This is a genomic window from Mycobacterium sp. BK086, assembly GCA_004362315.1.
In the GTDB taxonomy this organism is placed as follows: domain Bacteria; phylum Actinomycetota; class Actinomycetes; order Mycobacteriales; family Mycobacteriaceae; genus Mycobacterium.
On record SNWL01000006.1, the window covers coordinates 414,312 to 438,804 of the forward strand.

General features: G+C 67.4%; 18 protein-coding genes and 1 pseudogene. 8 read left to right on the top strand and 11 right to left on the bottom strand.

Annotation, left to right across the window (positions count from 1 at the left end; translation table 11 throughout):
• Window positions 1–26: 26 nt before the first annotated feature.
• Window positions 27–1,040 carry a MaoC family dehydratase gene (locus EV580_RS22710; RefSeq protein WP_133693825.1) on the bottom strand — a complete coding sequence of 338 codons (1,014 nt, stop codon included), beginning with the start codon at window positions 1,038–1,040 and terminating at the stop codon, window positions 27–29.
• A gap of 73 nt (window positions 1,041–1,113) precedes the next feature.
• On the opposite strand from EV580_RS22710, the gene EV580_RS22715 reads away from it, so the two are divergent.
• Both EV580_RS22715 and EV580_RS22720 read left to right on the top strand, forming a co-directional pair.
• A complete protein-coding gene (locus EV580_RS22715) occupies window positions 1,114–2,271 on the top strand; it encodes an acyl-CoA dehydrogenase family protein (RefSeq protein WP_133693827.1) in 1,158 nt (385 codons plus the stop codon).
• Between the two features lie 6 nt (window positions 2,272–2,277).
• Window positions 2,278–2,997, top strand: a complete 720-nt coding sequence (locus tag EV580_RS22720; protein WP_133693829.1) for a GntR family transcriptional regulator — start codon at window positions 2,278–2,280, stop codon at window positions 2,995–2,997.
• Here EV580_RS22720 and EV580_RS22725 read toward each other — a convergent pair.
• The 5 genes from EV580_RS22725 to EV580_RS22745 form a co-directional block, all read right to left on the bottom strand.
• Complete coding sequence (locus EV580_RS22725) at window positions 2,975–3,928, bottom strand: enoyl-CoA hydratase/isomerase family protein (RefSeq protein ID WP_133693831.1); 954 nt, start codon at window positions 3,926–3,928, stop codon at window positions 2,975–2,977. The two genes, EV580_RS22720 and EV580_RS22725, sit on opposite strands and share 23 nt — an antisense overlap.
• Window positions 3,929–5,464, bottom strand: a complete 1,536-nt coding sequence (gene fadD4 / locus EV580_RS22730; protein ID WP_133693832.1) for a fatty-acid--CoA ligase FadD4 — start codon at window positions 5,462–5,464, stop codon at window positions 3,929–3,931.
• 64 nt (window positions 5,465–5,528) lie between these two features.
• Entirely contained in the window at window positions 5,529–7,355 is a 1,827-nt protein-coding gene (locus EV580_RS22735; protein WP_133693834.1) for a phosphoenolpyruvate carboxykinase (GTP), read from the bottom strand.
• A 165-nt stretch (window positions 7,356–7,520) separates the two neighbouring features.
• Window positions 7,521–8,930: a hypothetical protein gene (locus EV580_RS22740; protein WP_286171760.1), complete on the bottom strand. Its 1,410-nt coding sequence runs from the start codon at window positions 8,928–8,930 to the stop codon at window positions 7,521–7,523.
• Entirely contained in the window at window positions 8,927–9,814 is an 888-nt protein-coding gene (locus EV580_RS22745) for an ERA-like protein 1 (RefSeq protein WP_133693838.1), read from the bottom strand. The genes EV580_RS22740 and EV580_RS22745 overlap by 4 nt, the downstream gene beginning before the upstream one ends.
• Before the next feature lie 93 nt (window positions 9,815–9,907).
• Here EV580_RS22745 and trmB point away from each other — a divergent pair, with 93 nt between their 5' ends.
• The 4 genes from trmB to EV580_RS22765 all read left to right on the top strand — a co-directional run bounded on the left by trmB (window position 9,908) and on the right by EV580_RS22765 (window position 18,313).
• Complete coding sequence (gene trmB / locus EV580_RS22750) at window positions 9,908–10,690, top strand: tRNA (guanosine(46)-N7)-methyltransferase TrmB (RefSeq protein ID WP_133693839.1); 783 nt, start codon at window positions 9,908–9,910, stop codon at window positions 10,688–10,690.
• Complete coding sequence (locus EV580_RS22755; protein WP_133693841.1) at window positions 10,687–11,379, top strand: NYN domain-containing protein; 693 nt, start codon at window positions 10,687–10,689, stop codon at window positions 11,377–11,379. Before trmB ends, EV580_RS22755 begins: the two co-directional genes overlap by 4 nt.
• 45 nt (window positions 11,380–11,424) lie before the next feature.
• The gene (mmpL3, locus tag EV580_RS22760) at window positions 11,425–14,379 is read left to right on the top strand and encodes a trehalose monomycolate exporter MmpL3 (protein WP_133693843.1); all 2,955 of its coding nucleotides are present in this window, start codon (window positions 11,425–11,427) and stop codon (window positions 14,377–14,379) included.
• Window positions 14,380–14,587: 208 nt separating this feature from the next.
• A complete protein-coding gene (locus EV580_RS22765) occupies window positions 14,588–18,313 on the top strand; it encodes a cadherin-like domain-containing protein (RefSeq protein WP_133693845.1) in 3,726 nt (1,241 codons plus the stop codon).
• A gap of 7 nt (window positions 18,314–18,320) precedes the next feature.
• Here the strand turns inward: EV580_RS22765 and EV580_RS22770 are convergent, their stop codons facing one another.
• On the bottom strand, window positions 18,321–19,472 hold the full coding sequence (locus EV580_RS22770) for an AI-2E family transporter (RefSeq protein ID WP_133693846.1): 1,152 nt from the start codon (window positions 19,470–19,472) through the stop codon (window positions 18,321–18,323).
• A gap of 78 nt (window positions 19,473–19,550) precedes the next feature.
• Here EV580_RS22770 and EV580_RS22775 point away from each other — a divergent pair.
• Both EV580_RS22775 and EV580_RS22780 read left to right on the top strand, forming a co-directional pair.
• Window positions 19,551–20,731, top strand: a pseudogene (locus EV580_RS22775) (lysylphosphatidylglycerol synthase transmembrane domain-containing protein); the annotation flags it as partial.
• Window positions 20,732–20,760: 29 nt separating this feature from the next.
• Window positions 20,761–21,138, top strand: coding sequence for a DUF3054 domain-containing protein (locus EV580_RS22780; RefSeq protein WP_133693850.1), 378 nt, complete (start codon window positions 20,761–20,763; stop codon window positions 21,136–21,138).
• Between the two features lies 1 nt (window position 21,139).
• Here EV580_RS22780 and EV580_RS22785 read toward each other — a convergent pair whose 3' ends face one another.
• From EV580_RS22785 to EV580_RS22800, 4 genes are all read right to left on the bottom strand, one after another.
• A complete protein-coding gene (locus EV580_RS22785) occupies window positions 21,140–22,468 on the bottom strand; it encodes a sensor histidine kinase (protein ID WP_133693852.1) in 1,329 nt (442 codons plus the stop codon).
• Window positions 22,469–22,475: 7 nt separating this feature from the next.
• Window positions 22,476–23,144 carry a response regulator transcription factor gene (locus EV580_RS22790; protein WP_165934402.1) on the bottom strand — a complete coding sequence of 223 codons (669 nt, stop codon included), beginning with the start codon at window positions 23,142–23,144 and terminating at the stop codon, window positions 22,476–22,478.
• A gap of 58 nt (window positions 23,145–23,202) precedes the next feature.
• A complete protein-coding gene (locus EV580_RS22795; protein WP_133693853.1) occupies window positions 23,203–23,571 on the bottom strand; it encodes a heme-binding protein in 369 nt (122 codons plus the stop codon).
• A gap of 169 nt (window positions 23,572–23,740) precedes the next feature.
• The gene (locus EV580_RS22800; RefSeq protein WP_133693855.1) at window positions 23,741–24,298 is read right to left on the bottom strand and encodes a hemophore; all 558 of its coding nucleotides are present in this window, start codon (window positions 24,296–24,298) and stop codon (window positions 23,741–23,743) included.
• Window positions 24,299–24,493: the final 195 nt, after the last annotated feature.

Genomic DNA, 24,493 nt, shown 5'->3' on the forward strand with positions numbered 1-24,493 from the left:
CCATTGTCGCGCGCACGCGCCAGCGCCTAGAAGTGCAGTGCCGTGAACTTCCAGTCCAGGACCGGACGGTCGTCACTCTCGTCGGCCGCCGCGAAGACCAGCGAGCGCAGGGTGAGCACTCCGCCGCGATCACCGGGTAGCGCATCGGCTCCCTCGATGCGCAGCTCGCTGTACAGCGTGTCGCCCTCGTGGACCGGACCGGTGTGGTCGCAGGACTGCCAGCCCAGCACGGTCACGAGGTTGGGCAGCAGCCGGCTAGCCTGGGCCAGTGCCAACCCGATGGTGTGCCCGCCGTACACCAGACGCTGCCCGCCGACCCGCGAATCATGGTGGGTGGCAGCGATGTTCAGGCTCAGCCGGGCCAGATCGGGCGCGGAGCTGACGACGTCGCCGGTGCTGTGCAGCACAGCGCCGGCCAGGCCCGGCGAGAAGTACGGGCCGGGGACGCGTTCGCGGAAGGCCACCGCATTCCAGGCGAGGGTCGGGTCCGGTGCGGGCGCCAGGTCGGCTCCGACCAGCGACAGATCGTCGGCATGGCCGGTCTCCCCGGCGTCCGGGCTCAGCGGCAGCATCGCGCAGCGGTAGAAGTCCAGCACCTGCCGGCCGGCTTGGTCGGTGGTCGTCATCCGCAACGCCGCCAGCCCCGTCGCGGCCCGACCGGGCTTGGCGGTGTTCTGGCGCAGCCCGACCACCTCGGTGCGGGTGACGATGGTGTCGCCGACGACCGGATAGCGGTGGAAGGTCAGCCCGCGGTAGAAGAGGTTGGCCTTGACCCTCTGGGTCACCAGCGTGCTCTGGCCGATCGCGACATCGCACACCAGCGCCGGATGCACGAGCGCGGCACCGCCGCCCACGACGGCCTGCGCCAGGTCAGCATCCAAGGACAGCCGCATGCGATCGCCCAGGATTGCCTGGTGGGTGGCCGCCGCACCCGACGTCAACGTCATCGACGGCGCCCAGTCGAAGACCTGGCCGACGGCCAGATCATCGAAGTAGGGACCGCCGGCCTCGCTACCGCCAATATGGCCGTACAAAGTCACAGTCGCTCATACTGGCGGTTCTTCCCGTCCCGTGTCAATATGGCCGTACATTTCCCAACCCTGGAGCGATCTGGTGAGCACTGCACTCAACGACGAAGAAACGATGCTGGTAGAGACGGTGCGCGCGTTCGTCGACCGCGACGTCAAACCCACGGTGCGCGAGGTCGAACACGCCAACAGCTATCCCGAGGCCTGGATCGAGCAGATGAAGCGGATCGGGATCTACGGGCTCGCGATCAGCGAGCAGTACGGCGGGTCCCCGGTGTCGATGCCCTGCTACGTCGAGGTCACCCAGGAGTTGGCCCGCGGGTGGATGACCCTGGCCGGCGCGATGGGCGGGCACACCGTAGTGGCCAAGCTGCTCGAGATCTTCGGCACCGAGGAGCAGAAGCAGGCGTACCTGCCGAGGATGGCCACCGGCGAGATTCGGGCCACGATGGCGCTGACCGAACCCGGCGGCGGGTCGGATCTGCAGAACATGATCACCGTCGCCCGCCGCGACGGCGACGAGTTGGTGATCAACGGTGCCAAGACGTGGATCACCAACGCCCGCCGATCGGGTCTGATCGCCCTGCTGTGCAAGACCGATCCGCAGGCCACCCCGCGACACAAGGGCATCTCGGTGGTGCTCGTCGAGGCCGAGACGCCGGGGATGACGGTGTCGCGCGACCTGCCCAAGCTGGGCTACAAGGGCGTCGAATCCTGCGAGATCGCCTTCGACGACTGCCGGCTGCCGGCTACCGCGATCTTGGGCGGCGAGCCCGGTCGTGGCTTCGGCCAGATGATGAAAGGCCTTGAGACCGGCCGCATTCAGGTGGCGTCACGGGCGCTGGGGGTGGCGACCGCCGCATTGGAGGACGCGCTGGCCTACGCCCAGGACCGGGAGAGCTTCGGCCAGCCGATCTGGAAGCACCAGTCGATCGGCAACTATCTTGCCGATATGGCCACCAAGCTGACCGCCGCCCGTCAGCTGACCCGCTACGCGGCCGAACGCTACGACAGCGGCGAGCGCTGCGATATGGAGGCAGGCATGGCGAAGCTGTTCGCCTCCGAGATCGCGATGGAGATCGCGCTCAACGCCGTGCGGATCCACGGCGGCTACGGCTACTCGACCGAGTACGACGTCGAACGCTACTTCCGGGACGCGCCGCTGATGATCGTCGGTGAGGGCACCAACGAGATCCAACGCAACGTCATCGCCGGTCAATTGGTCGCTCGCGGGGGCATTTAACCGGCCATGAAACCCGAGCCCGCGTATCAGGTTCTGCGGCAACGCCTTCGCGAAGAGATCGCCGCCGGGGCCTACCCCGAGGGCGTCCGGTTGCCGACGGAGTCCGAACTGGTCGCCGAGCACGGGCTGTCGCGGCAGACGGTTCGCCGGGCGTTCCAGGACCTGGTTGCCGAGGGGGTGGTGTACCGGGTGCCGGGGCGCGGAACCTACGCCAATCGCGGGTACCTGCGGCAGCTGGGCTCCATCGAGGACCTGATGAGCCTGTCCGAGGACACCACGATGGAAGTCCTGCAGGGTCTTTCACGCCGGGTCGACGTCACCGCGGCAAGCAGGCTGAGGCTGGATCACGACGTGGTCTACACGGTGGTGTTCCGGCGGCTGCACGACGCGGTTCCGTTCGTGGTGACCACCGTGCACCTGCCCGAGTCGATCGCGCGGGTGGTGTTCGACTCCACGGAGCTGGCCGACGGCGCCGTCGGCACCAACACCGTCATCGGTGTTCTCGAACCGCACCTGGACCACCCCATTGCCGAAGCCGCACAGTCGATCACGGTGGCCCCCGCCGACGAGCTGGTCGCCGGGGCGCTCGACTGCCCGCCCGGACACCCGATGCTGCGGGTGGACCGGCTCTATTCCGACACCACCGGCACCCCGGTCGAACTGTCGGTCAGCCACTTCCTGCCCGAGCAGTACACCTATCGGGTCACGCTGCGTCGATCGAGCTGATCTCGTCGACCAGGCCCCACGCCTGCGCGGTCACGGGGTCGATGGTCTGACCCGACAACACCAAATATGCTGTGCGCCAACGTCCGATCCGACGGGTGATGCTCACGGTTCCGCCTGCGCCGGGAATGAGGCCCAGCGTCAGTTCGGGCAGCCCGAGCACCGCGTCAGCGTGACAGCTGACCCAGCCGCAGAACGACGCCATCTCCAGACCGCTGCCGAGAACGCGGCCGTGAATCTCGGCTCGGCAGGCCCGGCCCAGTCGCCGAGTCAGCTCGTCGAGCGCCAGCGCAGGGCTGTGCCGAGTGCGGGCCAGATGAGCGCTGGCTGGATCGGCAAACGTGCCGAACTCGCCGAGATCCCCACCGCTGCAGAAGGATGCGCCGTTGCCGCCGAGCACCACCTCGGTGATGGTGTCGTCGAGTAGCGCGACGTTGAGCGCCTCGAGCAACAGCGCACGGGCGTCGGTGCTGAAGGCGTTGTGCCGCTTGGGCCTGTTGAACCGGATGTGCAGTGTGCCGCCGTCGCGTTCCGCCAGAACGGGATCGGGGATGTCAGGCAGGCTGGCGGGCCCGCGCTCGGCAAGCCAGCGGGCGAACTCGAGGCCGGACTGCAGCGTCGAATAGGCCAGCGATTCGGAGATGACCCCAGGCAGGGCGGGGCCGGTCACGTCCACCGATCGCAGTACGTCATCGCACACCGCACTGGCGTGTGGCCAGTGCTGACAACGCTCCGCAAGCTCTGCCACCGTCTCGTCGACCGATTCCACCGTGACGAACCGACGGTCCTCGTGCTCGGTCTCGGTCAGCGCGAATGTGGCTGTATCAAGCCAGAATTCACCATCCGGCGTCGAAGACTCTCCGACCGCGACGACCACGCCCGGTGGACCCGTCACCCCGATCGGGGGCGGGTCGGACAGGTCGACAAGCAGCATCTAGCCGGTGGTGGCCGGCGAGTACTTGGCGATCAGCTCCTGCTTGTAGAGCTTGCCGGTGTCGGTGCGCGGCAGCTGCGCCTCGAACGAGATGGACCGCGGACACTTGTAGTGCGTCAACCGATCTCGCAGCCATACCAACAGCTCTTCGGCAAACGCGTCGGTAGCGTCGGCCGGGTCGACCACCTGGACGACACCCTTCACGCTTTGGCCCATCTCCTCGTCGGGCACGCCGAACACGGCCGCGTCCATCACCTTCGGGTGGGTGACGAGCATGTTCTCGGCTTCCTGCGGATAGATGTTCACACCGCCGGAGATGATCATGTGGTGCCTGCGGTCGGTGAGGTAGAGGTAGCCGTCCTCGTCGACGTAACCGATATCGCCGACCGACTTCCAGCCGTGGCTGTCGCGCGACTTCGCCGTCTTCTCAGGATCATTGAGGTACTCGAAGTCGAATCCGCCCTCGAAGTAGATCTCTCCCGCCTGTCCTGGCGGCAGCTCGTTGCCGTCCTCGTCGAGGATGTGCAGGCCACCCAGCATCGGCTTGCCGACGGACCCGGGATGGGTCAGCCAGTCCTCGGCGGTGATCAGTGTGGAGCCGATCGCCTCGGAGGAGGCGTAGTACTCGTCGACGATCGGGCCCCACCAGTCGATCATCTGCTTCTTGATCTCGACCGGGCACGGCGCCGCGGCGTGCATGATCCGCTGCAGGCTCGATAGGTCGTACGAATTACGCACGGTCTCAGGAAGTTTCAGCATCCGAGTGAACATCACCGGGACGAACTGCCCGTGGGTGACACCGTGGCGCTGGATCGCGTCGAGGCAGCCCTCGGCGTCGAACTTCTCCAGCACCACCGTGGTGATACCGCCCGCCAGCGTCTGCATCGACCAGACCGACGGCGCGGTGTGGTACAGCGGCGCGGGGCTGATGTACACGGCCTGCGGGTTCATCCAGAACTCGACGAGCGCCGACATCAAGCCGGGCACCTCGGCGGGCGGCAGGTGCGGCAGCTCGCGCTTGATGCCCTTGGGACGCCCGGTGGTGCCTGACGAGTACTGCAGCAGGTCACCGTCGATCTCGTCGTCAATGGGCGTAACCGGTTGATCCGCAACGCATTCGGGGTAGCTCTGCCAACCATCGAGCTGACCGCCTGCGATGATTCGCAGCGATGGCAGACCGTTGGGCAGCTCAGCCTCGAGCCCGGCGAGGGTCTCACGCAGCGCCACCGAGCCGATGACGGCTTTGGCCTCGCTGTTGTCGATGATGTAGGCGGCTTCCGCGGAATTCAGATGGGTGTTGATCGGCACGTAGTACAGGCCGCAGCGCCGCGCCGCCCAGAGCACCGTGTGGAAATGCTCGTTGTTCTCGATGAGCACCGCGACGGCGTCGCCCTCGCGCAGCCCGGCCTGCCGGAACAAGTGTGCCAGCTGGTTGGCCCGGGCTTCCATCTCGCCGAACGTGACGGTTTTTCCGGACGGATACAGGATGACGGCCGGCTTGTCGGGCGTGGCCTCAGCATGCTCGCGGATCTGCATGGCTGCACAATACGACAGGGCCAGTTGACGGGTGTCAACTGGCCCTGTCGTATGTGCTCAGCAGTTAGGAACTCTCGGCGAGACGCTGCTTGAGCGCCTCGAACTCGTCCTTCACGCCGGTCGGCAGCTTCTCGCCGACGAACTCGAACCACTCCTCGATCAGCGGCAGTTCGTCGCGCCACTCCTGAACGTTCACGGCCAGGGCCTCGTTGACGTCAGCCGGATCGGCGTCCAGGCCGTCGAGGTCGAGATCGGCTGCGCCCGGCACGATGCCGATCGGCGTGGTGGAGCCGTTGGCCTTGCCCTCGACGCGCTCGATGATCCACTTCATCACGCGGCTGTTCTCACCGAAGCCCGGCCACAGGAAGCGGCCGTCGTCGCCGCGGCGGAACCAGTTGACGAAGAAGATCTTCGGCAGCTTCGACTCGTCGGCGTTCTTGCCCAGGTTGATCCAGTGCCCCATGTAGTCGCCGACGTTGTAGCCGATGAACGGGATCATCGCCATCGGGTCGCGGCGGACGGTGCCGACCTTGCCCTCGGCGGCGGCGGTCTGCTCGGAACCCAGCGTGGCGCCGATGAAGACGCCGTGCTGCCAGTCGCGGGCCTGCGTCACCAGCGGCACCGTCGTCTTGCGGCGGCCGCCGAACAGGATCGCCGAGATCGGCACGCCCTGCGGGTCATCCCACTCCGGCGCCAGCGTCGGGCACTGCGACATCGGGGTGCAGTAGCGCGAGTTCGGGTGCGCGGCCTTCTCGTCGGAGTCGGGCGTCCACTCGTTGCCCTTCCAATCGATGAGGTGCTGCGGATCGCCTTCGAGGCCCTCCCACCAGACGCCGCCCTCGTCGGTCAGCGCGACATTGGTGAAGACGGTGTTGCCCGCCGCGACGGTCTTCATCGCATTCGGGTTGGAACTCCAGTTGGTGCCCGGCGCGACGCCGAAGAAGCCGAACTCGGGGTTGGTGGCGTACAGCCGGCCGTCCTTGCCGAAGCGCATCCAGGCGATGTCATCGCCGACGGTCTCGGCACGCCAGCCTTGGATGGTGGGCTGCAGCATCGCGAGGTTGGTCTTGCCGCAGGCCGACGGGAACGCGGCGGCGACGAAGTACGCCTTGTTCTCCGGGGAGATCAGCTTGAGGATCAGCATGTGCTCGGCGAGCCAGCCCTCGTCGTGAGCCATCGCCGAGGCGATGCGCAGCGAGTAGCACTTCTTGCCCAGCAGCGCGTTGCCGCCGTAACCCGAACCGAAGCTCCAGATTTCGCGGGTCTCCGGGAAGTGGGTGATGTACTTCGTGTCGTTGCACGGCCACGGCACGTCTTCGGCGCCCGACTCGAGCGGCGCACCGAGCGAGTGCAGCGCCTTGACGAAGAAGCCGTCCTCGCCGATCTTGTCCAGCGCGGCCTTGCCCATGCGCGTCATCGTCCGCATGGAGACGACCACATATTCGGAGTCGGTGATCTCGACGCCGAGCTTCGGATCCTCGGCACCGAGCGGGCCCATGCAGAACGGGACCACGTACATCGTGCGACCGCGCATCGAACCGCGGTACAGGTCGGTCATGAGGGCCCGCATCTCGGTCGGGTCCATCCAGTTGTTCGTCGGGCCGGCGTCGATCGCGCGCTCCGAGCAGATGTAGGTCCGCGACTCCACGCGCGCCACGTCGGACGGAGCCGAGCGGGCCAGGTAGGAGCTGGGCTCCTCGGTGTCGCTCAGCTTGGTGAAGGTTCCGGCGGCGACCAGTTGGTCGCACAGCCGCTGGTACTCCTCGTCGGAGCCGTCGGCGAAGACAACGCGGTCGGGCTGGGTGAGTTCGGCGATTTCCTGGACCCAAGCGAGCAGGCCCTGGTGCTTGGTCGGTGCGTTATCCAGACCGGGGATGGTCGCTGAAGTCATTGCTATTCTCCTGCTTAATTTCTTATGGCCAGGACGCAGGCCGGATTCCGCGCCGAGACACGGTCCTCCCTGAAAAGTAGGTTAACGCGGGTGAGATACCCGCGGTTAATCGGGATTATGTCCGATCACTCACAGGAACGATTCAGAAAGCCATAATCGGGGCTTTCATCGGTCCAGTTCGGCCCGTACCGCCCTCAGCGCCCTCTCGATCACCGGGACTTGCCGGTCCCGAACCGCAGAAGCTCGCGCCCGCTGCATGCCGTGTTCGCGGATTTCCCGGTCGATCCGGGTCACGGATTCGTCCATGCCGGCGTGCTCGACGGCGTCCCGCTCGGCGACGGCTCGGCCCAGTGACGCCTCCGCGGCAAGGACGCGGGTGGCCACCCATTCCTCCATGGCGGTGCGCAGTCCGGTGACGACATCGACGACCCAGCGATCCAGGACCGCCCGGTCGTGCAGCAGTCCGCGGACACCGACCACCCACAGCGTCACCGCCAGCCCGACGGCCGCACCGCCGATGCCGCCTGCGAGCGCCCACTGCGGAGCCAGGTCGGCCAACAGCCGACCCAGTGTCAGCGCGACGCCCAGACCGAAGCCCGCCCCCAGCAGCACCATCAACCGGGTCTCGGCACTGCGTGACCACCGCGGTGCGGTGCCCACCTCGACCACCGGAGCCGACTCGGTCGCGGCGCCGACCGGCAGGCCCAGTTGCTCTCCGACGCCGGCCAGATGCCGCGCGGTGGCCTCCTGTACCTCATCGCTCACCTGCGCGGCCCGGCGTCGCACCCGCTCGGCGAAGCCCCCGAACTCGCGTCGAGAGATCGTCGCGACGTCCTCCTGAAGCGCGGTCCGCGCGGCCGCACAGCGGGTGCGTGCGAAGGAGGACAACTGCACGCGGGCCTGCTGGATCTGGCTGCGCACCGCGATCGAACGCTGCGACTTGTCCAGCCGAAGTCTGCGCAGCTGCTCGGCGCGCTCTTCCCGCAGCACCGTCAGCCGGGCCTCCCGCCCGGCGCCCTCGACATCGCGATCCAGCCGGCGATGGCCACCGACGAGCCGATTTTCCCACGCCCGCAACCGATTTCGACGCTCCAACGAGTCGCAGGCCAGCGTGGCGGTCAATGCCGCAACGAGGTCGTCGACGACGGGCGCACCGATATCCGGGGCAGCCGCGGCCCCGACCCAGATCACGGCACCGTAGCGGGGCGCCCGCTGCGCCAGCAGCGCGCGGTCGGCGTCGAGCACGTCTCGCCAGGTGCGGTACACATCGATCTTGGCCACCACCGCGATCACGGCATCGGTGTCGGCGGCCACCACATCCAATAGCGCACAGTCGGATTCGGTCATCGGGGCGGTGGCCGAGACCACGAACACCACCGCGGCGGGCGCCTCACCGGCGGCCAGATCGGGTGCTTCGAGCACCGTGTGCCCGGGCAGCCGGTGCCGCAGTGCGGCGGCCACACCGCTGGTGCCGGCCAGCCACGGACCCGCGACCAGCACGACGTCGCGACGCAGGATCGACGGCGGCGGCAGGTCCGGGTCGATCTGCGCGACCACGTGGTCGGCGTCGATCACGACAGCCGCTCCGCGACCCCGCCGGCACGCTCCCACAGCAGCAATGAGCCGCGGACGATGTCGGCGCCACAGCTGCGATGCAGTCGGGACACCGGCCCGCGGGAGTATCGCTGCCAGGTGATCGCGCGCCGCAGGTGGGCGGACGCGCTGGCATCGTCATCCACGTCGTCCACCTCCAATCCGGCGGCGCGTATCACCGCGACGGCCGCGGCCATCCGGGTGTCGACCGCCTCGTCTGCAGCCAGGCGCTGGTAGCGCACCGGCGCGGCGGCCGCGTCGATGCCGGCGAGCAGTCCGTCGACCGCGCTGGCCCGCCGCAGCGCGGCCATCAGCCCGGCCCGGTCGGCGCCGGCGCGCAACGCCAGCACACCGTGGGCGATGCCGAACAGGTCGAGCCGGACGAGCAGTCGCTGCCGGGTCGCGGCCGGAAGCCGGTGGGAGGTGGCGGCGAACCGGTCCGTCGAGCCGAGGTCGGCCGGATCGGTGATCAGCGCCCGCAACGCGTCGACCAGGTCGTCGTCGATGACGGTGTCATCGGTGGCGGCGACGGCGGCGAGCCCGGCCAGCGGGAAGAAGGGAACGCCGGTGAGATCGCCGAGGCGCCCGCAGTGTGAGGCGGCGGCCGCCAGCGGACCCGGGCCGCCGAATCCGGCCAGGTCGGCCTTGTTGAGGACGGCGACGACCGGCCGTGGCGACTCCGCGAGGGCGCGCCGGTCCTCGGGTTTCAGGGTCTCGGTGAGCACGTAAACATCGAGGTCCGCGGGCTCCGACGCGTCGGCGATCGCCACACCCGCCCCACGCAGCGCACGGGCCACCGTGCGCCGGCCACATCCGGGGCGGCCACCGACCCTGACCTGCACCGGCAGCTTCACCACACCCGACATGCTGGCATCAGCTGACCTGTTGCGCGATTCACTACCAGGGGAAGGCAACTGTTGGGTATCAAATTGCACCACGGTGCGGGTACACCCACATTCATGAGCGACGATGGACGGATGCATGTGCAGCGCCAGGGTGGCTCAACCACGCCCGATGCCTTGGCGACGCATCCGTATCCCCGGATCACAAGCTTCCGCTCGCGCCGGTCTGCGCTGACCGATGCGCAGCAGGAGGTGTGGGACAGGCTGTGGTCTGAGCTGGGGACCGTCGCGCGCGCCGACGGTGAGCCGGCCGCTCACCTGGACACGAACGCGTGGTTCGGCAGGCAGGCACCGGTCGTCCTGGAGATCGGCTGCGGCACCGGCACCTCGACGCACGCGATGGCGCTGGCCGAACCGGATATCGACGTGGTGGCCGTCGAGGTCTACCGGCGCGGACTGGCACAGCTGCTCAGCGCGATCGACCGGGACGGGGTGACCAACATCCGCCTGGTCCGGGGCGATGCCGTCGACGTGCTCGAGCACATGTTCACCACCGGCGACCTGACCGGGGCGCGGGTGTTCTTCCCCGACCCCTGGCCGAAATCACGTCACCACAAGCGCCGGCTGCTGCAGCCGAACACCATCGCGCTGATTGCCGACCGGCTGCGGCCCGGTGGTGTGCTGCACGCCGCCACCGACCACGCAGGCTATGCCGAGCAGATCGCCGAGGCCGGTGACGCCGAGCCGCTGCTGCGTCGGGTTCAGCCGGACGAGCTGGGGGTACCTCCCGCTTGCGGGGGACTGCCGATCTCGGTGCAGCGCCCCACGACCAAGTACGAGACGAAGGCCGCTCACGCAGGCAGCGCGGTGACCGAACTTCTGTGGATGAGGCGCCCATGAGTGTGATGGAAGACGCCGCAGCGGCCCCGGCACCGCCCGAGGGCGACGACCCGGTGATCAGCCCGTCGGTCCAGCGGGTTCTTCTGGTCTGGGACGCCCCCAATCTGGACATGGGCCTGGGCTCCATTCTCGGCGGACGGCCGACGGCCGCCCACCGACCGCGGTTCGACGCGCTGGGACGCTGGCTGCTGAACCGCACCGCCGAACTGTCGGCCGGCCACCCGGAGATCTCGGTGGAACCCGAGGCAACCGTGTTCACCAACATCGCGCCCGGCAGCGCGGACGTTGTCCGCCCCTGGGTCGAGGCGCTGCGCAACGTCGGCTTCGCGGTGTTCGCCAAACCGAAGGTCGACGAGGACAGCGACGTCGACAGCGACATGCTGGCGCACATCGAACTGCGCCGCACCGAAGGCCTGGCCGCCGTCCTGGTCGCGTCGGCCGACGGGCAGGCGTTCCGCGCGCCGCTGGAAGACATCGCCCGGGCGGGCACCCCCGCCTACGTGCTCGGATTTCGCGAACATGCCAGCTGGGCGTTAGCGTCGGATACCTTGGAGTTCGTCGACCTGGAGGACATTCCTGGTGTTTTCCGAGAGCCGCTGCCGCGAATCGGCCTAGATTCGCTACCAGAGCAAGGGGCGTGGCTGCAACCGTTCCGGCCGTTGTCCTCGCTACTGACATCGCGCGTGTAGGAGAACCCGATGCGCAGGTCGCCACAGATTTAGTTAGGAGATTACGTGTTCGCCTGGTGGGGTCGAACCGTGTATCGGTTCCGATACATCGTGATCGCGGTCATGGTCAGTTTGTGCCTCGGCGCCGGTGTGTTCGGGCTGAGCCTGGGCAAGCACGTCACGCAAAGCGGTTTCTACGACGACAACAGCCAGTCGGTGAAGGCATCGGTGCTGGCCGACGAGGTCTACGGTCGCGATCGATCCAGCCACATCGTGGCGATTTTCACCGCCCCCGAGGGCAAGACCGTCGACGACCCGGAATGGTCCAAGAAGATCGTCGACGAGTTGAACAAGGTCGTCGCTGACCACCCCGATCAGATGCTCCCGTGGGCCGGCTACCTGAAGGCGCCGACCCTGCCCGCAGTCCAGAAACTCGCGACCGACGACAAGACGCGCACGTTCGTCACGTTGCCGCTCAAGGGCGACGACGACGACACCATCCTGAACAACTTCAAGATCGTGCAGCCCGACCTGCAGAAGATGGACGGCGGCAAGGTCGAACTGGCCGGCCTGCAACCGGTGGCCAGTGAGCTGACCGGCACGATCGGCAAGGATCAGCAGCGCGCCGAGGTCCTGGCGCTGCCCTTGGTCGCGGTCGTGCTGTTCTTCGTGTTCGGCGGCGTCGTGGCGGCCTGCCTTCCCGCAATGGTCGGTGGTCTGTCCATCCTGGGCTCACTGGGCATCATGCGGCTGATCTCACTGTTCGCGCCCGTGCACTTCTTCGCCCAACCCGTCGTCACCCTGATCGGCCTGGGTATCGCGATCGACTACGGCTTGTTCGTGGTCAGCCGGTTCCGCGAGGAACTCGCCGAGGGCTATGACACCGAGGCCGCGATCCGGCGCACCGTGATGACAGCGGGCCGCACGGTCACCTTCTCGGCCGTCCTGATCGTGGCCTCGCTGGCCGGCCTGCTGCTGTTCCCGCAGGGCTTCCTGAAGTCGCTGACCTACGCCGGTATCGCCTCGGTCATGCTGGCCGCGATCTTGTCGATCAGCGTGCTGCCCGCGGTGCTGAGCATCCTGGGTCCCAACGTCGACGCACTCGGTGTGCGCACGCTGCTCCGGGTGCCGTTCTTCCGTAACTGGAAGCCGATGCGCGTGTACCTGGAGTGGCTGGCCAACAAGCTGCAGAAGACCCAGACGCGCGAGCAGGTCGAGAAGGGCTTCTGGGGCAAGCTCGTCAACATGGTCATGAAGCGGCCGATCATGTTCGCGCTTCCGATCGTCGTCATCATGATCTTGCTGATCATCCCGCTGGGCAAACTGTCGCTTGGTGGATTCAGTGAAAAGTATTTGCCCCCAACGAATTCCGTGCGCATGGCGCAGGAGGATTTCGACAGGACCTTCCCCGGCTTCCGCACCGAGCAGATGACGCTGGTGATCCAGAACGCCACCCCGGCGCAGATCGAACAGATCACCCAGCAGGCCAATGCGATCTCCGGATTCACCGGGCAGTGGACCCCACGGACCGCGACCGACGAGGGCACCAAAGACCCGAACGTCACCGTGATCCAGAACGGCCTACAGGTCCGCAATGACGCGCCACAGAAGATCAAGGACCTGCGGGCGATACCGCCGCCCAAGGGCGTGACCATCTGGGTGGGCGGCACCCCGGCGCTGGAGCAGGACAGTATCCACAGCCTGCTCGACAAGGGGCCGCTGATGGTGTTGATCCTGATCACCACCACGACGATCCTGATGTTCTTGGCATTCGGCTCACTGGTGCTGCCGATCAAGGCCGCGTTGATGAGCGCACTGACACTCGGTTCGACCATGGGCGTACTGACGTGGATATTCGTCGACGGCCACTTGTCGAAGTGGCTGAACTTCACCGCGACACCACTGACCGCACCGGTGATCGGCCTCATCATCGCCGTGATCTACGGCCTGTCCACCGACTACGAGGTGTTCCTCGTCTCGCGCATGGTCGAGGCCAGGGAGCGCGGAATGTCAACCGCAGAGGCCATCCGGATCGGTACCGCCACCACCGGACGCATCATCACCGCGGCGGCGCTGGTGCTGATCGTGGTGGCCGGCGCATTCGCCTTCTCCGACCTGGTGATGATGAAGTACCTGGCGTTCGGCCTGATCACAGCGCTGGTCCTGGACGCGACGATCATCCGAATGTTCCTCGTCCCCGCGGTGATGAAACTGCTCGGCGACGACTGCTGGTGGGCTCCGCGCTGGATGAAGCGGCTGCAGGTCAAGCTCGGCCTCGGCGAGATCCACCTGCCCGACGAGCGCAAGCGCCCGATCGTGCGTGATCCGGATCCCGCACTGGTCGGCGCCGGCGCGCCCGTCGCGGCGGCGCGCCCGGCGCACGATCCCACCCATCCCGGCATCGAAGGCCGGGCCATGCCGCGGGTCGTGGGCCGTGCCGAATACCGCACCCCGCCCCCGCAGGATCCGCCGTCGGCGGCAGGCACGTCACGGATGCCCGATCCGAGTGACGCCACTACCGACGCACCGACCACCCGCTTCTCGGTAGCCAAGAACGTCGTCAAGAACGCGGTGAACACCGCGGCATCTGCGGCATCGGCGGCCCGGTCCACCCGTCCGCCGGCCCCGCCGGCGCCGGATCGGGAGATCGAGTCGTGGCTGGGCGAATTGCGGGGATCCGGCGGGCAGGAGCGCAGCGACCGGGGAATGACACAGCCGGGTTCTGGGCCTACTCCCCCGCCGCCGCCGTCAACCGAACCCACCGAGACGTTGCCGCCACCGGATGACGCCACAACGGCGATCCCAGCGCAGCGCGAGCCCAAGGACGACGAGGTGTCGCCCGCGATCAGCGCCGAGGAGACCCGGGCGATCCCGGTGAGCCGACCCGAGCAGGGCGACTCCGAGGTCGCCACCGAGAAGCTGAACTCGCGCGGAAAGAAAGAGGGCGACGAGCAGCGTCGCCGCGGCACCGGTGGTGGGCTCAGCGCCGCCGATCTGCTGCGCCGCGAAGGCCGCCTCTGATCGATCCAGAACGCAGAGCGACGATTCAGCCGAAATCTCGCTCTCAGTACTGACTCGATGCCGCCACTCGGGAGCGCCACCCGTTTCCAGTGAATATTTGCTGTGCTGGCACCCCGCCGTAGCTAATCGCCTGTTATACATAGTGCTGGCAGTTCTTCACAAGTAACTTGCAGCAATTTCACAGGTGGCTCTGGGGGGTCAGTCAGTGGTGAGTCGTCAGCGCGTCATGCCCTACCAGTGGCTGGGTGCCGGAGCGGTCACGTTGGGCATCGGCGCGGCGATAGCCGGCGGCTCAGCTGTTGCGCACGCCGACAGTGAGTCCGGCACGGGTTCGGCCGGCCCGTCGTCTCGATCGTCGGCGGGTGACAACTCCGCGTCGTCGAAGCCGCTCCGCAAGAACACTCCGAAGGCCGCGATGGCCGGCTCGGCCAGGAAGGCCGGCTCGGCGAGTACGGCCCGCAGTGCACGGCCGTCGCCAAGGACGCCGAGTCCAGCCACCCCGAGCGCCGAGGTGCTCGCGACAGCCCTGGCGGCGACGACCCGCCGCGGGGCCGGGAAGACACCAGTCTCGACCGCGGTCACCAACTCGACGGCTGAACTCGAACGCGAGAAGGCCGTCGCCGACATCAACATGTCGGTCGGGTGGGTCCCGGGAGTCGGCACCGTCGTCAACGGCATGAGCCTGGTATCGGACTTCCTCGACTTCACCCTCGCGGTGCTGCGGGGCGACACCGCTGATATGGCCGACGAAATACGGGACATGGCTATCGATGTCGTCGGGATGGTTCCGATCATCGGTGCTCCCTTGGCGGCGACGATCCACCGGGCGACGGCGCCGGTCGTCCCACCACCCAATCACGCTCCCGGCGCCGTCAACGACAGCTTCACCGTCGACGAGAACGCCCAGTTGACCGGCAATGTGTTGACCAACGACACCGATCCCGACGGCGACGTCTTAACCGCTGCCGTGGACACCGCGCCGGGCCACGGCGTTCTCACGCTCAATTCCAACGGATCATTCACGTACACACCGGCTTCCGGCTTCTACGGCACCGACGTCTTCAGCTACACGGTCAGCGACGGCAAAGGCGGCACCGCGGCGGGCACTGCCACCATCACGGTGAAATCCGTTGATCCCGCACCTGTCGTGGACCCGCAGCACCCGTACTCGGTCGACTCAATCGACCCCGATACCGGGAAGATCAGCGGACACTTCAACGTCACTGACGACGATGCGCTGACCTATCACGTTGTCACTGCACCAGATCCGACGTTGGGTACCTTCGAGCTTGACGAGCAGACTGGCGCATGGACCTTCACTCCGCACCCTCGGACCAGGGTGCTGGCGAGCTACTTCGAGCCGGATTCGCCTGCAGCGGTGAAGCTTACGTTCGCCGTCACGGCCACCGACGGCATCACGACGACCGCGCCTATCGCGGTGACCGAACAGATCGCCGCGTCCCCGCGCGCCGCAGTCGCGCTGCCCACCGGCACTGTGCCGGTGCTGTCGCTGGTCGATCCCCGCACCGGTGACGCCTACATATTCGGTTACCACGGAGCCTTTTTCGAGGGTTTCGACGAACAGACATCCTCGTACCTGGCGGTCATCGTGCACAGCGACGGCAGCTACGACGTCCCCACAACCGGAAACCAGACGGTGGGTGTGGCGCTCACCGCGTTCATCTCGAATGGCACCACCTACGTGGTGACCCGAGTCGGTGATACCTCCGACAGCTACCAGACCTTCGTGTCGGAGCTGGGGCCCGACGGTCTGACGACTGTCACAGGCCCACTTTCGGGGGTGTTTCAGCGTTCGATTGCCGTGGGCGACACCACGTTCGTGGTGACCGTGTCCCAAGATCTCGACTCGAGTTACCAGTACCACGTCACCGGACTGGGGCCCGCCGGCGTGACACCGACGACGTCGACCCCAGGCTTCCCCTACGGCGATCCAATCGTCGTAGGGGACACCACGTACCTGGTGAGCGAAACCGGTGATGACGAATCCGGCTTCCAGACCCACCTGACAGCGCTGAGACTCGACGGCTCGACAACAACGGCGTCGATTCCCGGCTCTTTCATCCGATCGATCGTCGCCGCCGACGCCACCTACCTGGTGAGCGAAACGGGGCAGTATGAATCCGGCTACCAAACCCACCTGGCAGCGCTAGGGCCCGACGGCGTCACGTCGACGACATCGATACCCGGGCAGTTCCATGAGGACTCGTGGGGATATTCGGTTGTCGTTGGCGAGACCACGTACGTGGTGACACTCACCGGTCGCTACGAATCCGGCTACGAAACCCACGTCACGGCGCTGGGCCCAGAAGGTGTCGGCTCGACGATCACGATTGCCGGCTCGACACAACACGATCCGGTCATCATCGGCGACACCACCTATCTGTTGGTGACCCCGTATTCGCGCATCGTGACCCACGTTCTCGCGTTGACGTCCGACGGCACAGTGCCAGTGGGGTCGATTCCCGGTGTGCTGAGCGGGGATCCGATCACGGTCGGGGGCACCACTTGCCTGGTGTCGCAGACGGGTGCTTCCGACGACGCGGAGACCTGGCAGACCTATGTGACGACGCTGTCACCGACACCGGGCGGCATCACCTTCATCGGCGATCCCATCGCCGGATACCGTTACGGGCATCGCCCGATCGTCGTCGGCGACACGACCTACCTGGTGACCGAAACCTGGAACTCCACCATCGGCTCCGAGACCGACCTGACGGCTATCGGTCCCGACGGGCTGATGTCTGTCGTCACCGATATCCCCGGCCGGATGTGGTCGGATGCGTACGTCGTAACCATCGGCGGCACAACGTATCTGGCGACAACGACAAGCTACTATTACCCTGGCGACTCGACCAACACCTACGAGCACACCTACCTGACCGGACTGGGGCCCGACGGGCCTGCACCGGCATTGGATCCGGTGTCGGGATACCCGGCCACAGCCCCGATCGTCGTCGGCGATACCACCTACCTGGTGATGGAGATCGACGATCCGTCCACCGGATACCAAGTACAGCTGGTATCGGTCACCCCCGACGTCCTCACAGCGATCGGCGGTCCGGTAGCGGGCCGGGTGAATTCCCACAACGATCTCGACGTGATCGTCATCGGCGGCAGCACCTACTTGGCGGTCGAGACCTCCGACCACGAGACCTCCCTCGTCGCAGTGGGATCCGGCGGTCTGACCACCGGGCTCGGCACGCTGCCCGGGCACCTGATCACCACCCCGATCGCCGTCGGCACGACCACCTACCTGGTGACCCAGACCGGCGAATACGAGTCGGCTCAAACATATTTCACGGCAGTCGGGCCTGACGGCCTCCCGCTGTCCACGTCCGCAGTCCGCGGCGAGGTGAGTTCCTATGAGCCGATCATCCTGGCGGGGGACGTCACGCACGTGGTGACAGTCGAATGGGAGGCGACCGACTCCGGCGGCTACTCGAGCAGTACTCGGCACGTCACGGCGTTGATGCCAGACGGCAGCAGCGCGTCGGTGGACCTTCCCGATGGCTGGGGCCAGACGATCACCGTCGGCGACACCACCTACTTCACAACGGAGGTTTATCCCGACGACGGCGGCGAGAGTCAGACCCACCTCGTGGCATTGACACCCGACGGCTTCAGGACGCTCGCCGCTCCGCTGACCGGATACTGGTTTCCGCCAATCTCGCTCGGCGACAACGTGTATCTGCTGTCGATCACCGGCGATCCCGCCTCCGGCATCGAGAGCTACCAGACTCCCATCGTGGTGTTGACCCCCGAGGGCCCCGTTCGGATCGCAGAGCCCGTCCCCGGGGCGGTCCTCGGGACCTCCGACGCGATCTTCGTGGTCGGAGATACCCGGTACATCGCGACGACGGCGGGAGTGTGGGCGATCGGCGTCGGCGAGGGCGACGACAGCCTCAACCTCTGACGCCGGGTCAGTCCTTCTCGCTTTTGGGCGGCACGACGTCAGGTTCGGCGGTGATCACGACGCCGTCCTGCGCCTCGAGTTCGGCGGCCTCCTCGGCGGGGTCGTCGGCCACCAGCACCCGGATCGCGCTGTTGAGGAAGGCCACCAGCGGCACCGACAACAGCGCGCCGACGATGCCTGCCAGCACGCCGCCCGTCGAGATCGCCAGCACGATCGCCAGCGGGTGGATCGACACGGCCCGACCCATCACCAGCGGTTGCAGGATGTGGGCCTCCAGCTGCTGCACCGCGATGATCAGCCCGAGGGTGATCAGGGCGTAGACGACGCCTTTGGCCAGCAGTGCCACCACGACGGCGAGGAATCCGGTGACCACCGCACCCACGAGCGGGATGAAGGCGCCGAGGAACACCAGTGACGCCAGAGGCAGCGCCAGCGGGATACCCATGATCGCCAGGCCGGTGCCGATACCGACCGCGTCCACCAGCGCCACCAGGAAGGTGGCCCGCACGTAGCCGATCAGCGATCCGAACCCGGCGCGACCGGCGTCGCGCACCCGTTCCCGGGTGTGTGACGGGACGATCCTGGTGACGAAGTCGTAGATGTTGCGGCCGCCGTGCAACAAGAAGATCAGCGTGAAGAACACCAGCAGTGCACCGGTGATGATCTCGGTGAGCGTGGCCGCCGTGGACAGCGCGCCGGTGGTCAGCTTCTCCTGGTTGTCGCGCAGCGCCTTGATCGCGGTGGTGCCGGCGCTGTCGATCTGCTCGCGGCTCAGGTGCGCGGGCCCTTCGATGAGCCACTTTCGCAGGTTGTCGATGCTGTGGGTGACCTGTTCCACCAGCCCTGGCAGGCCCGAAACGAATTGGCTGACAACGAAAGTCATGATCCCGCCGAAGATGGCGAAGCCGCCGAGGATGACCAGGGCGACCGCGCCACCCCGCGGCGCCCCGCGGCGGTCGAGCCAGTCGACGGCGGGCAGCAACAGGGCGGCCAGCATGGTCGCCAACGCCACCGGGACCAGGATGACCTCGAGCCGAACGACCACCCACATCAGTGCCAGGATCGCGGCCCCGACCACCAGCAGGCGCCAACACCACGCTGCGGATTTGCGGAGGAAGGGTTCTACCGAATCGTCATCCGTAGCTAGGGTGGCCGGCATGCGGCCAAGCGTAACCGCCACCGGCGGCGATCCCGTGCCGAACACCGTCGATACCGGCCTGCACAGTTAGGCTCAACGGCGTGTCCTACGACGCGTCGGTCAACACCGCCCGCGAGGAACACGACCCCCCGGCGCGCGGGAAGTGGTGGTGGGTCCGCTGGGCGGTGCTCGGCGTCGCCCTGATCGTGCTGGCTGTCGAGGCCACCCTGGTGTGGGATCAGTTGGCCAAAGCCTGGAAGAGCCTCATCACGGCGAACGCGTGGTGGGTGCTGGCCGCCATCGCCGCGGCCATGTTGTCGATGCACAGTTTCGCCCAGATCCAGCGGACCCTGCTGCGATCGGCCGGTGTCGTCGTGCACCAGTGGCGCTCGGAGGCGGCGTTCTACGCAGGTAATGCGCTGAGCACCACGATGCCCGGCGGACCGGTGCTCTCGGCCACCTTCGTCTACCGACAGCAACGGCTTTGGGGCGCCTCGCCGGTGGTGGCGTCCTGGCAGCTGGTGATGTCGGGGGCACTTCAGGTCGTCGGCCTGGCGCTGTTGGGCCTCGGCGGCGCATTCCTGTTGGGCGCCAAGAACAATCCGTTCTCGCTGCTGTTCACCCTCGGCGGATTCATCGCATTGCTCTTGCTCGCGCAGGCGGTGGCCACCCGGCCCGAACTCATCGACGGCATCGGGGTCAAGGTGCTGGGCTGGGTCAACTCGGTACGGGGCAAGCCCGCCGACAGCGGCCTGCACAAGTGGCGCGAGACGCTCAACCAGCTCGAATCGGTCAGCCTGAGCCGGCGCACCCTCGGCGTGGCGTTCAGCTGGTCGTTCTTCAACTGGGTCTGCGACGTGGCATGCCTGGCCTTCGCCGCCTACGCCGCGGGCGGTAAACCGTCGCTGGCCGGGCTGACCGTCGCCTACGCGGCCGCCCGCGCCGTCGGCTCGATCCCCCTGATGCCCGGTGGGCTGCTGGTGGTCGAGGCCGTGCTGGTCCCCGGCCTGGTCTCCAGCGGGATGGCGCTGTCGGCCGCCATCTCGGCGATGCTGATCTACCGCCTGGTCAGCTGGATCTTCATCTCATCGATCGGCTGGGTGGTGTTCTTCTTCATGTTCCGCACCGAGGGCGCACTCGACCCTGACGCGGTGGCCGAAGAGATCGCCGAGGCCGAGGCGGACGCCGCCCGCGGGGGAGCCGACGATCCTGCCGACACCGCCTTACAGGGTCCGGTGCCGCCGCCGTGCCCGGGTCCAGACGACGACGTCCGTCACTGACGCGAGGGGGCGCGTGCTTGAATCCGAGCATGGCAGTTCGTACCAACACCCGGCCCACGGTTCTCGCGCTCGCCGGTGACATCGTCTGCGTCCTGGTGTTCTGCGCCCTCGGCCGGCGCAGTCACGCCGAGGGGCTGACCCTCGCCGGAATCGCCGAGACCGCATGGCCGTTCCTGTCCGGCACGCTGTTGGGATGGGTGATCTCGCGCGGCTGGCGAGCGCCGACCGCCGTCGCTCCCACCGGGGTGATCGTCTGGGTGGCTACCGTTGTGGTCGGAATGTTGTTGCGCAAAGCCAGTTCTCAAGGTGTCGCGACGAGTTTCATCATCGTCGCGTCAGTGGTGACCGCACTGCTTCTGCTTGGCTGGCGCGGGATCGCCGCGCTGGTGCGTAAGCGCAGCGGCTAGTTCAGGCCATCCCGGTCGGAAACTCGGGGCCGGGGAATGCCGCCACCGTGAGCACGGCCCGCAATCCGCCGAGCGGGCCGTCGGACAGTTCGATGTCGCCGCCGTGCAGGGCCGCCTGCTGAGCCACCAGCGCCAGGCCCAGACCCGAACCGCCGGCCGTGGCGGTGCTGCCACGCGCGAAGCGCCCCAACACCTTTCGATGCTCCTCCGCGGGCAGGCCACGGCCGTTGTCGTCGACGGTGATGGCCAGCATCGCCTCGTGACGGCTGGCCCGAAGCACGATGCGGGTCGCCTCGCCGTGGGTGATCGCATTGCGAACCAGGTTGTCCACCGCCAGCCGCAGGCCGGCCGGCCAGCCCCATACCGTGCCGGCCTCGTCGGCCTCCACGATGATCTCGACCGCGCCGGAGCGGACGTTCTCGCGCGCCACCCGGTCCAGCATCTCGGCGACGTCGATCGACTCCCGATCCTCGGCCCGCGCCAGCTGTCCCGACGCCAGCTGCCCGAGCGCGGTGATGATCGCCTCGACGCGGCGCTGCGCCCGCGACAGGTCGCCGACCACTTCCTCGCGCTCTTCGGGCGGCAGGTCGTGAATCCGCAACGTGTCCAGATCGGCCCGCATCGCCGTCAGCGGCGTGCGCAGTTCGTGGGCGGCGTTGGCCGCGAAATCCTGCGCGGCCTGAAGCGAATTCGTGGTCGCCACTTGAGCATCGGCCAACCGGTGCAGCATCGCCACCATCGCCTCGGAGAGGTCCTCGGCCTCGGCGGCACCGTGTACCGGCTCCAGCCGGTCACTGCCTTTGCCCAGCCGCCTGGTCTGTTCGGTGAGCCGCAGCAGCGGCCGGATCGCCGGGCCTGCCAGAATCCAGCCCAGCGCGGCCGCGATCATCACGGCGAGGCAGACGATGAACACATACAGCGGAATCCGGGCGCGGCTCAACAGGATGCTGTCTGCGCGAATCCCGATCGAGACCAGAATGCCGCCGGACTGATCGACGCTCACGGTGCGCACCCGGTAGTCGACGGTGTTGACGGTGACCGTCGCCGTTCCTGGCGGAAGCGGGGGCAGTTGGAATCCACGCTGGAAGACGACCTGGCCCGTCGACCGGGAACGTCCGGTGGTCAGCACCCGGCTGGGGTCGCGCAGCTGCTCGGGAAACATGCTGGCGTCGACGATCGAATCCAGACGCCGATCCAGTTGCGCATTGTCGTTGTTGGCCAACACAACTGACGTCACCAGCGACAGAAGCGCCACGACGACGGCGGCGGCCAACGCGGCGGCCAAGGCGACCCGAACGCGCAAGGAAAGGCTGCGGCCCGACCAATTCACGGAAGGCTCACGGCTCCGACCGCAACACGTAACCGATTCCCCGCACCGTGTGGATCACCCGCGGGACACCCTCGCGCTCAAGCTTGCGGCGCAGGTAACTGATGAACACGTCGGCGACGTTGGTGTCGACCTCGAAGTCGTAGCCCCACACCAACTCCAGCAGACGCTGCCGGGACAGCACCACACCGGAGTTCTCGGCCAGCACCGCCAACAGATCGAACTCACGCTTGGTCAGCTCGACCCGGTCGCCGTTGACGAACACCAGCCGGCGGGCGGTGTCGATGGTCAGCGGTCCGATGGTGACGGCGTCCGAACCCTCGTGCGAGCTCGCCGCCCGCCGCAGCAGCGCGTGCAGCCGCGCCACCAACTCACCCAGGTCGAAGGGCTTCGTCAGATAGTCGTCGGCGCCCGCCTCCAGACCGGCGATGCGGTCGTTGACGGTGTCGCGTGCCGACAGCACACAGATCGGAATATCGTTCCCCAGCGCGCGCAAGGCGGTCACCACCGCGACACCGTCGAGCTCGGGCATCTGAACGTCGAGAACCAACGCGTCGTGATTCTCATTCGCCAAGAGCCGCAGAGCTTCCTTGCCGGTCGCCGCGACCCGGACGTCGAACCCCGAATGCCGCAAACCGCGTGCGACCGAGGTCCGGACATCCGGGTCATCATCGACCATCAGGACGGTGCGGCCGGCGCCTTCCTGCGCGGGCTGCTGTCCTACCCGCACTGCCGAGCTAGGAGACAGGAACGTCAGGGGCGCTGCCGCAGCGGTTCTTGAGGTCAACCAACGGCTGGCGGATGCCCTGCAGCTCGGCCTTCACCGTCGGGTTGTAGTCCAGGTACTGCTTCACCTCGGAGCGGATGGTGTCGCGCGGCGCACCCTCCAGACCGGTGAAGAAGGCGTTGACGTCCGGATGCGTGAACAGGTACGCCGACGTCGCGGCGGACACACCCGCGGCGACCCCGGCAAGGTCGGCAGCGGTGCAGTTCGGCGGCGGATCGGCGAGCGCGGACGGGGCGCCAACCAGGATCGCGCCGGCGACGGCGCCCGTCCCGATCACACCGACGACCGCGCGACGGGCCAGACGGGCATTAACAGACATGCTCGGACTCCTTAAGCGGGTGGGGAGAAGCCATGCCAGTAACCGCTACTGACAGAAGAAAGCTAAGCAGAATTGCTGCAGACTTTCGCGCCTTGAGCTTAACCAATCGTGAGAATGTTCCAATGCGGCTGGTCAGGGCCCCATTCCGCGGTGCCCAACGCCGCGTCGATCAGCGGGTAGTGACCGCCGCAGGCCCAGGTAGCGGGCCGCCGCTGGACGGCACCTGCGTCCCGGCGACCTGCTGCGCGGTCGTCACACCCGGCAGTGGGGTCGCCACACCCGGGATCGTCGACTGCCCGGCGCCGGGCAGGCCACCCGCCTGGGCCGACTGCAGCAAGCCGAGCAGCTGCGGCAGGCTCACCGGCAACGTGCACTGGGTGGACAGACTCGTCAGCGGCTGCTGGAGGGTCTGCAAGTCCTTGGCCGCATCGGGATTGGCGTCGAAATAGGTCTTCAGCGCCGCCACGGTCTGCGGGCCGGCCTGCTGCCGCGAGATCGTCGTCAGCGCCTGGTTGGTCTGCGGGTGGCTGTCCAGGTATGTGCCGGTGTTGGTGGCGACGGTGCCGACGGTCTTGGCGATCGAACTGGCCGCACAGGGGTCCGATGCGGCCGTCGCCGGGGTGGCCGACAGCGCGAGTGCGCCCACGCCCCCGGCGGCCGTCGCGGCCAGCACCGCACACAGGCCGCGGCGCAGCACCTCAGTCGTCGAGAGGGTGAACGCTGCCATGGGGACTCCTCGGGTTCGCTGACAACAAGCCGTGCCGCAGCAGCGCTGCCACCCGGCTAATTCCCCGACCCGGTGAACTTCTCAGCGCACATCCTGCCATCGGCGGCGGCGCAGCTGCCACTTCAGCGTCGGTTACGAGCACCTGATCAGGAGGTCTCAATACAGCTAAGACCGCCCATCACGGCAGGTCACCGC

Coding starts and splice junctions, on each gene's coding strand:
- EV580_RS22745 (WP_133693838.1), bottom strand. CDS start 9,814: ATGTCGGGTGTGGTGAAGCTGCCGGTGCAGGTCAGGGTCGGTGGCCGC.
- EV580_RS22780 (WP_133693850.1), top strand. CDS start 20,761: ATGGCAGTTCGTACCAACACCCGGCCCACGGTTCTCGCGCTCGCCGGT.
- EV580_RS22770 (WP_133693846.1), bottom strand. CDS start 19,472: ATGCCGGCCACCCTAGCTACGGATGACGATTCGGTAGAACCCTTCCTC.
- EV580_RS22720 (WP_133693829.1), top strand. CDS start 2,278: ATGAAACCCGAGCCCGCGTATCAGGTTCTGCGGCAACGCCTTCGCGAA.
- fadD4 (WP_133693832.1), bottom strand. CDS start 5,464: ATGCAGATCCGCGAGCATGCTGAGGCCACGCCCGACAAGCCGGCCGTC.
- EV580_RS22800 (WP_133693855.1), bottom strand. CDS start 24,298: ATGGCAGCGTTCACCCTCTCGACGACTGAGGTGCTGCGCCGCGGCCTG.
- EV580_RS22755 (WP_133693841.1), top strand. CDS start 10,687: ATGAGTGTGATGGAAGACGCCGCAGCGGCCCCGGCACCGCCCGAGGGC.
- EV580_RS22795 (WP_133693853.1), bottom strand. CDS start 23,571: ATGTCTGTTAATGCCCGTCTGGCCCGTCGCGCGGTCGTCGGTGTGATC.
- EV580_RS22735 (WP_133693834.1), bottom strand. CDS start 7,355: ATGACTTCAGCGACCATCCCCGGTCTGGATAACGCACCGACCAAGCAC.
- EV580_RS22790 (WP_165934402.1), bottom strand. CDS start 23,144: ATGGTCGATGATGACCCGGATGTCCGGACCTCGGTCGCACGCGGTTTG.
- trmB (WP_133693839.1), top strand. CDS start 9,908: ATGAGCGACGATGGACGGATGCATGTGCAGCGCCAGGGTGGCTCAACC.
- EV580_RS22725 (WP_133693831.1), bottom strand. CDS start 3,928: ATGCTGCTTGTCGACCTGTCCGACCCGCCCCCGATCGGGGTGACGGGT.